The organism is Microbacterium sp. bgisy203 (assembly GCF_965345155.1).
Lineage (GTDB): Bacteria > Actinomycetota > Actinomycetes > Actinomycetales > Microbacteriaceae > Microbacterium.
The window spans coordinates 1-8711 of the sequence record NZ_CBDRLZ010000017.1 but is presented as its reverse complement, the minus strand read 5'-3'; the positions used below and the strand labels follow the sequence as shown (position 1 = coordinate 8711).

At 65.4% G+C, this 8711-nt stretch carries 4 protein-coding genes and 4 pseudogenes; 4 read left to right on the top strand and 4 right to left on the bottom strand.

Going from position 1 to position 8711, the window contains the following annotated elements:
* From ACRVYW_RS14025 to ACRVYW_RS14015, 3 genes and pseudogenes are all read right to left on the bottom strand, one after another.
* Positions 1-260, bottom strand: a pseudogene (locus ACRVYW_RS14025) (hypothetical protein); the annotation flags it as partial.
* A gap of 139 nt (positions 261-399) precedes the next feature.
* Entirely contained in the window at positions 400-3186 is a 2787-nt protein-coding gene (locus tag ACRVYW_RS14020; RefSeq protein ID WP_431805352.1) for a cation-translocating P-type ATPase, read from the bottom strand.
* A gap of 447 nt (positions 3187-3633) precedes the next feature.
* Positions 3634-5445, bottom strand: coding sequence for an SLC13 family permease (locus tag ACRVYW_RS14015; RefSeq protein WP_431805351.1), 1812 nt, complete (start codon positions 5443-5445; stop codon positions 3634-3636).
* 114 nt (positions 5446-5559) lie between these two features.
* On the opposite strand from ACRVYW_RS14015, the pseudogene ACRVYW_RS14010 reads away from it, so the two are divergent.
* The 3 pseudogenes from ACRVYW_RS14010 to ACRVYW_RS14000 form a co-directional block, all read left to right on the top strand.
* Positions 5560-5857, top strand: a pseudogene (locus ACRVYW_RS14010) (MFS transporter); the annotation flags it as partial.
* Between the two features lie 56 nt (positions 5858-5913).
* Positions 5914-6144, top strand: a pseudogene (locus ACRVYW_RS14005) (integrase core domain-containing protein); the annotation flags it as partial.
* A 27-nt stretch (positions 6145-6171) separates the two neighbouring features.
* Positions 6172-6372 (top strand): annotated as a pseudogene (locus ACRVYW_RS14000) (integrase core domain-containing protein); the annotation flags it as partial.
* Positions 6373-6560: 188 nt separating this feature from the next.
* Here ACRVYW_RS14000 and ACRVYW_RS13995 read toward each other — a convergent pair.
* Entirely contained in the window at positions 6561-7067 is a 507-nt protein-coding gene (locus ACRVYW_RS13995; RefSeq protein WP_431805350.1) for a hypothetical protein, read from the bottom strand.
* A gap of 281 nt (positions 7068-7348) precedes the next feature.
* Between ACRVYW_RS13995 and ACRVYW_RS13990 the strand changes: the two genes are divergently transcribed.
* A complete protein-coding gene (locus ACRVYW_RS13990) occupies positions 7349-8392 on the top strand; it encodes a TerC family protein (protein ID WP_431805349.1) in 1044 nt (347 codons plus the stop codon).
* The last annotated feature ends 319 nt before the right edge of the window (positions 8393-8711 follow it).

Genomic DNA, 8711 nt, shown 5'->3' with positions numbered 1-8711 from the left:
ACGGAACGGTCCGCGCGGTCGGACGGGTCAGAGCCCACAAGCCACACCGCTGTGACTCGGTCCGACCCGCGGATGTCGGCTGAAAGGGACCAGGCCTCACGAAAGTTCGCGCGCGCCCAGTCGATAGTCTCAACCAGGCTGGCGCCCTCCATCTCATACACTGCGACCGCGCCATCGCCATTCAGATGGCCCCACACGCGGAACACCGCGTCATGGATCTCCTCCGTGACATCCCGCTCATCAATCAAAGTTGCGCGCATGGGTTCAGGCTATGACGTCCAGAGCTGCTGAGCAGCCTTAGTGAGCTCTAGACAAGTCCTATTGCACCTGATCAGATGAGCGTTCTCGGTTTGACGAGCCGTCAGAATCTCACGTCGACCGGTGGATACAGGCTTAGCGTCAAGCCCGATGCGTCGCGTTTCCTGCGGGCAGTGCTCCCTGCTCTCGCGGCGTGCGGTTTCCAATCCGTCGGATGACGGCCTTGGCACCTTCCATCACCACGAAAACGCCGACGGCCAGGCCAGCTGTCAGTGCCCAACTGTGGAAACCGATGGGGGTTGAGTCGAACCAGTCGTTCATGAACGGCGCGTAGGTGAACATGATCTGCAGAGCCATCAGCAGGCCGGCCGAGATCCACAGGTTGCGGTTCCCGGTAAGTACCCGGACAGTGAACGCGGAACCGTTGAGCAGACGGCAGTTCAAAAGGAAAGCGAGCTGGCCGAGGGCGAGCATCAGGACTGCGGACGTCTGCGCCACGGCGTAATCGCCGGTGCGGTCGCGCTCGAGAAGGTAAACGACGAAGGTCGCGACGCCGATGACGACCGAGGCGGTGAGGACGACGGCGATCGCCCGCGACGACAGGACCTGCTCCGTCGCTGAGCGCGGCATGCGCCGCATGATGCCTGGCTCTGCGGGCTCTCTCGCCAAGGTCAACGACAACGTGAGCGCGGTGACCAAGTTGATCCAAAGGATTTGCACCGGGGAAAGCGGCAGAGCAATCCCCGCCAGGACCGCAGCGATGATCACAAGGGCCTGCGCGCCGTTGGTTGGCAACAGGAAGACTACGGACTTGCGGATGTTGTCATAGATCCGCCGGCCTTCCTCGACAGCGCGTTCGATAGTCGCGAAGTTGTCGTCGGCGAGAACGATGTCCGCCGCTTCCTTGGTCGCTTCGGTTCCCTTGATGCCCATGGCCACGCCAACGTCCGCGAGCGTGATCGAAGGGGCGTCGTTGACGCCGTCGCCGGTCATGGCGACGACCTCGCCGTGAGACTGCAGGGCGCGCACGATCCGCAGCTTGTGCTCCGGGGAGGTACGAGCGTAAACGTCCACGTCACGTACGACCCGGCGGAGTTCGTCGTCGTCCATCGCTTGGAGGTCGGCGCCGGTCAGGGCGAGAACTTCGCCCTCCGCTGGGGCGATGCCCAGCTCACGGGCGATCGCCGTCGCAGTCCCGCGGTGGTCGCCGGTGATCATCTTCACGCGGATACCTGCAGCGTGGGCCTCGGCGATCGCCGCAGTTGCCTCGGGGCGTGGTGGGTCGACGATGCCGATGATGCCGAGGAAAGTCAGGCCGCCATCGAGGTCGCCCAGCACGATATTGTCGACACCGTCGGCCGGGCGTGTGGCTGCGGCCAGCACGCGCAGTCCTTTGGCCGAGAGTGCGTCGATCCGCTCCTCCCACGCCGCCCGGTTGAGCGGTGCGGTGCCGCCGTCGGCAGAGCGCTCGGTGTCGGCTCGGTCGAGAAGGCGGTCCGGGGCGCCGACCACGTGGACGAATCGGGTCACGCCGTCGGGGGTTGAGCCGGTCGGGAGCTCGTCGAGGGTGGCTGCGAACTTGTGGGTTGACTCGAACGGCACCGCGCCGACGCGGGTCACGGCGCCGGTGGCTGCGCCGGCTTTCGCCGCCAGGACGTCGAGGGCTCCCTCGGTCGGCACGCCGACAACCCGCCAGCGGTCTTCCGTCTGTTCGACATGGGCGTCGTTGGTGAGACCGGCGGCCAGCACGAGATCGGAGAGGTCGGGGTGGACGGCGAGGTCGGCGGTCTGGCCGTCGGAGTTGACGACCCGACCCACGGGGTCATAGCCGGTGCCCTCGACTGTGTATGTGCTTACTGCCGTGACGACCGTCCGGGCGGTCATCTCGTTCTGAGTGAGCGTCCCAGTCTTGTCAGAGCAGATGGTCGTCGTGGAGCCGAGGGTCTCAACCGCCTCCATCTTGCGTGTGATTGCGTGGCGTTTAGCCATCTGCTGCACGCCGAGCGCTAGCGTGATCGTCACCAGGGCGGGCAGTCCCTCTGGCACCGCAGCCACGGCGAACCCGATGGCCGCCGAGATGAGCTCATCAACATCCAGGCCGTGCACGAACCAGCCGATGAGCAACATGACAACGGCGAGCACGCCGATGAGGATCGACAGCTGCTTACCCAGGTGGGCGAGCTGTCGGGCGAGCGGGGTGTCCATCTGGTCCTGCTCGGACACGAGCACCGAGATACGGCCGATCTCAGTGTCCCGCCCCGTAGCCACCACCACGCCCTCGCCGTTGCCCGCCGTGACGATCGTCCCTGAGAAGAGCATCGACGTTCGGTCCCCGATGCCCGCATCCGCAGCCACGATCTCATCGCTCTTGTCGGCGGCCACCGACTCGCCTGTCAACGCAGACTCGTCGACCTGCAGCCGCCCGGAGGTTAACAGCCGGACGTCCGCCGGCACCCGGTCGCCGCTACGAACGCGGACGACGTCACCGACGACGATGGTCGCGGAGTCGACCACTCCCCAGGTCCCGTCGCGCCGTACCTGCGCGCTCAACGACTGCATCTTGCGCAATCCCGCGAGCGCCGACGCCGCACGACCTTCCTGGATGAAGCCGATCAGCCCAGTAGCCACGATCACAACAGCGATCACGGTGAAGTCGACCCAGTCACCCCTAATCGCCTTCAGCACGGCCGCCACGATGAGGATGTAGATCAAAACGTCAGCGTAGTGGGCCAGCAGACGCTTGAAGACGGACGGCTCGGGCGGAGTCGGCAATTCGTTGCGACCGTCGCGCGCGAGACGGGATTCGGACTCGCCTTCCGTCAGGCCTTCTGGCCCGCTAGCGACAGCGCGCAACACCTCCCCCCCAGTGATGGCCCAGGACGCTGCGGGCGCCTCGGCGCGGGAGCGGTCGGTCTCAGGAATACTCATCTGGCGTGCTCCTTGGCAGGGTGCGGTTACGCATGATCACCCGTCCAGCGCACGCTGCGCTACCGCAGTGAGCGAGCGACTGCACTGCTGTCGGCCTCCAGCTCATTTTTGCTTTGTGACCTGTGCGCCGCCGACGCGATTGCAGTCCTCTGATTGTAGACACCCGTTTCGATAATCACAATGCGTCCGTCAGAGGCAATTCGGTGCGCCACGCAAAGAAGCGTGCTGGAGTGCAACGAGGTCGTCGCCAGCGCTCTGAATCCGGCGTTGCGGGCTTCCCGAGTGCATACGCACTTCGATCCGGTCTCGCGCGCCGCCAGCTCGGAACGCCGTCATCCTTGCGCGAGGTTGAGAAGTGAAGTCGCTGAACCCGTCGGTGGGCGGCGTCACTTTTTTGGCGGGTGAAACCGTGACGGGGTGCACTCCTCGGCGGGCGCGTGGTGTCGGTCAGAAGGGGAGGACGAGGGGCACCATGAACACGCTGACGAGGAGGACGACGATGGTGAAGGGTGCTCCGACTTTGAAGAAGTCGAGAAAGCTGTAGCGGCCGGGTTCGACCACGAGGGTGTTCACCGGCGAAGACACGGGTGTCATGAACGCGGCGGAAGCCGCCAGAGCGACAACCATCGCGAACGGATAGGGCGAGACCCCCAGCTGTGTTGCGATGCCGATCGCAATCGGACCCATCAGCACGGCCGTCGCAGTGTTCGACACGAAGAGCCCGATGACGGCGGTCAGCACGAAGACGCCGCCAAGCAGGATCGTCGGGTTCGCGTCGCCGAGCTCGCCGAGCAGGCCATCGACGACGAGGTCCACGCCGCCGGTGCGCTGAAGGGCGAGCGCGAACGGCAGCATTCCGACGATGAGCAGGATCGTCGGCCAGTGGATCGATCGGTAGGCGCTGGGCATGTTGACACAGCGGAAGAGCCCCATCAGCAGGCACGCGATGAGCGCGGCGATCACGTTGGGGACGATGCCTGTCATCATCAGCGCAACCATCACGAGCACCGCGCCGATCGCAAAGGGGGCCTGGTTGGCGGCGGGGGCCACTTCCTTCACTTCGGCCGGGAGGTCGAGCATGATGAAATCCTGGCGCTGCGCCTGGAGCCGGTGGATGGAATCCCAGCCGCCGGCGACGAGCAGTGTGTCGCCGGCGGCGAGGCGGATCACGGGGAATGCCGGCCCGGCGGCCTCGCGCCGATGACGGACGCCAAGCACGACGAGATCGTGCTTCTCCCGGAACCGGATGCTCCGCACGCTGAGGCCGCGCGCGGACGAGTCTGGCGCGATCATGACCTCGGCCATACCCACCTGACGTGAGTACGATTCGAAGAAGTCGGGTGTCAATGCCAGCTCTTCGAGCCGGAGACGACGTCTCTCCGCGCTGGGCACCTCCAGGTCCACCACCACGATGTCGCCCTCCGTGAGGATCGTGTCGTCGTCGGAGGTGCGTACGGTCTTACGCCAAAGGCGGGTGCGCTCGAGCACCAGGACGCCGACCATCGCACCACCGCCGAACTCGGCATCCGCCAGTCGTTGGCCGATCAGCGGCGACCCCGCATTGATTCGATAGCGGTGCGTACGGGCGTCCACACCGTAGTCGAGGATCAGGCTCCCGAAGGAGGTGCGCGAACCGGCATCCGCGATCGCCTCCGCGCCGAGGAACCGACGAGCGACCAGCATGTAGCCGATGCCCAGGGCGAGGATGACAAGCCCGAACGGGGTGGGGGCGAAGAAGCCGAAACCGCTCAGACCGTGCCGCCGCAGCTCAGCGTCGATCACTAGGTTCGGCGTCGTGGCGATCAGCGTAAGCATGCCACTGATGAGACCGGCGAAGCTGATCGGCATCAACAGCTGCCTGACCGAGATGCCCGTTCGGGATGCCACGCTCAACGCGACCGGAATGAAGATCGCGACGACGCCCGTCGAGCTCATCACCGCGCCGAGCAGCGCGACGCAGAGCATGAGCAGCACGATCACCCGCGTCGCACTCGCACCCGCCGTACGCGCCAGCCAATCCCCGAGCCGGTACGTGACCCCCGTGCGGGAGAGCCCCTCACCCACGACAAAGAGCGCGGCGATCAGCACGACGTTCGGATCGGCGAAACCCGCGAGAGTCTCCGGGACGGAGAGAATGCCGGTCAACGGCAGCGCGACGATCATCAATAGCGCAACCACATCCATGCGCGGCCGGCCGATCGCGAACATCACGATCGCCGCGATCAGAAGTGCGAGGACCACCGCCAGCTCCAGGTTCACGCCGTCCTCCCTCCCTCAGGAGACTCCTGAAGCGTACCAACCTTCGGCTGGCGATGATGATTCGGCTACCGTGCCAACGCCGCCGCACGGGTGATGGACATCCTGGCGCTGTAAGACGTCGCCGAACTCCTGCTGAAGCCGCTGTTCGGATCCCTGTCGGATCGGATCGGGGCCAAACCCGTGATCGTCGGCGGTCTCCTCGCGTTTGCGGGACTGTCGCCGTTCGGGCTTGGCGCTGACAACACCATCATGCTGGCGGTTGCACGACTGGGGGCAGGGCGCCGCCACCGCAGCGTTCTCGCCAGCGTCGTCTGCCACGGTTGCCCGCCTGGCCGGCGCTGGTCGCACGGGGCGCTACTTCGGTCGCTATGGGTCGTGGAAGAGCCTCGGCTACACGCTCGGACCATTGCTCGCTGGGCGACTCCCCAGCACCAAGGCCGATTAGCCGGATAAAGTTACGATAACGCCCTCGCCGAGACCGTCGTGGGACTCTACAAGACCGAGTGCGTGAAGATCGACGGCCCGTTCCGGACCGCGGACGAACTCGAGCTCGCCACGCTCTCCTGGGTGCACTGGTTCAACGAGAACCGGCTGCACTCATCGATCGGATACCTCACACCGATCGAGAAGGAGAACGAGTACTACCGTGAGATCAACCCCCAGCGTCAGCCGGCGCTGGGAGAACTCGCCCTCCACTAAACCCGGGGCGATTCGCTCTTTAAAGCCGAGCTCGTCCGCCACCGCGGACCCTGGCGATCGATCGATGACCTTGAGTTCGCGGTCGCTGAATACATCGACTGGTTCAACCATCGCCGGCTGCACTCCGCGATCGGGATGATCCCTCCGGTCGAGGCTGAGCAGCACCACGACGATTCACACCAAGCACCCGTCGCGGACAGCGAACGGGTCACCGCGAGCCTCCGATGAACCCGGGGCGCAACATTCCCCATCGGCGCGTTACAGCGAGCCGGCCCCTGCAATCCTGTTGAGGGATAGTTTCTCGCCCGCGCGACCAACGATGGACCGGGAGGTCCGTGGGCGACCTAATCCGCGCGCTGCTACACATCCACTAGGCACGCCTGTTCCCGCTCGGCTAAGCGGATGCCGGGGCGCGGTTAGTGTACGAGTGCTTTGAGAGCGATCAGGGCGAGTCCCATGCCTGCCGTTGCGGCGGCGGTGACCACCTTCACCAGGACGGGGTCGTTGCGTTGCCGGGCCGCCCACCATCCCAGTATGGCGAGGGTGACGACGCCTCCCCACAAGGAAACGTCTACTGCGGCGTCTACCGATAGTCCGAGGAGCGCGCCCGTGGTCAGGCAGGCGACCGGGACGATGAGTGCCCACAGGAGTCCGGCGGAGCGTTGGAGGCCTTCGCGGACCGCTTCTCGCCAGCTCATTGCACGGTTGCCGACGATCTCGGCGTAGACGTGTGCACCCCAGAACACCAGGACGGTGCCGATGATGCGCGCGATCAAAACCGGCAGTCCCGGGTTGTAGAGAGAGAACGCGGAGATCAGCCCCGCGGTCAGAACGGTGCCGTATACGGCCTCCGCGTTCATGGCCCTCGACACCCACGGGTAGCGCCGCAACCCGGCGTCGAGGTCGAACCCCGAACCCTTCACCCGCCACCACCAATTCGTCTTGCTGCTCGACGAGCAGCCTGAAGACAGCGTAGTCCTGCCAGAACACCGCTGAAGCGTCCCAGGCTCGCCGCTCTTTGGCCGTGGTTCCGGGGCCCTCTGGCGGGAGCCGACTTGACGTGAAGCATACTTCTCCTGTTTGATGGGGCGAGAAGGGGAGTAATCCTCGCTCCGCATCGCCAATACGTTCCCGCAGGGGATCCGGTGCGCAGAGCCCGACAGGGCCGATGAGACCTTCACGAATCTTCGTGGAGGTCTTTGACATGTCAGTGCCGTTGTGGGCGTGGTTCGCCGTCCTGGGGGTGATCCTGGTGATGCTCGCCGTCGACCTGGTCGCACACCGCAAAGCCCATGTGATCGGCGTGCGGGAAGCCGCCGCGTGGTCGATCGTGTGGATCGTGCTGGGCGTGAGCTTCGGTGTGCTCGTGTGGTCGCTGTGGGGCGCGGAATTCGGGCAGCAGTACTTCGCCGGCTACCTGATCGAGAAATCCCTCGCGGTGGACAACGTGTTCGTCTGGGCGATCATCTTCGCCGCGTTCGCCGTGCCCCGCGAGTACCAGCACCGGGTACTGTTCCTCGGCGTCCTGGGCGCCCTGATCTTCCGCGGCATCTTCATCGCCGCCGGCGCCGCACTGATCGAGAACTTCTCCTGGATCCTGTACGTGTTCGCCGCGTTCCTGATCTACACCGGATGGCGGATGTTCCGCTCCCGCAACGACCACATTCACCCCGAGAAATCCAAGATCCTCAAGGCCTTCCGCCGGTTCGTGCCGATGACCGATGCCTACCACGGACAGAAGTTCCTTATCCGCAAAGCCGGAATCGTGGTGGCGACGCCGCTCTTGGCGGTGCTAGTCCTGGTGGAGATCACCGACATCATCTTCGCCGTCGACTCCATCCCCGCGATCTTCGCCGTCACCTCCGAACCGTTCCTGGTGTTCACCGCCAACGCGTTCGCCATCCTGGGGCTGAGGGCCATGTACTTCCTCCTCGCAGACCTCATCCACCGGTTCATCTACCTCAAGGTCGGACTCGCGTTCGTCCTGATCTGGGTGGGCATCAAGATGCTCCTCCTGGACGTCCTCTACATCCCCACCACCATCAGCCTCGCCGTGGTGGCCACCATCATCACCGTCTCGATCGTCGCCAGCCTCCGCGCCACCCGCGGCCAAGGAAGGCGCGCGGTGGAAACCGAAGCGGCCGGGGCGTTCCGCCTCGCCACCGACGAGGAACTCGCCGCCGCGGAGCCGGTCTTCCGCCGCCGGGGCAGAGTGCGCGCAGATGGGAAGGTGAGTTCCGATGACTGACCGTGACCCCTCGGCGGCCCTGGCCCCCGATTCCCAGCCGGTGAGGAGGGGCCGCCGAGGTTCGACGGTGGCAGTGGTTGTGTTGCCGCTGCTCGCGGTGACCGGGAGCCTCGTAGTCGCGTGGACTGTCGGTGTCGGCGACCGCTGCGGCGGACCTCTGCCGGGGTGCGGGAGCCTGCGCAACGCAGGAGACAATCCGGTTACCTTGCGTGAGGTCACCGATCAATCAGTGACCGAAGTTGTCGTCGCGGCGGGGCAGCGGGTCTTGCTAGGCCGTGTGGATTAAGTCGGTCTTGATCCAGATCAGCGTGGCGGCGAG

Bases quoted from the DNA above. Each gene is read 5' to 3' on its own strand.
- ACRVYW_RS13990 (WP_431805349.1), top strand. From the start codon at position 7,349: ATGTCAGTGCCGTTGTGGGCGTGGTTCGCCGTCCTGGGGGTGATCCTG.
- ACRVYW_RS14020 (WP_431805352.1), bottom strand. From the start codon at position 3,186: ATGAGTATTCCTGAGACCGACCGCTCCCGCGCCGAGGCGCCCGCAGCG.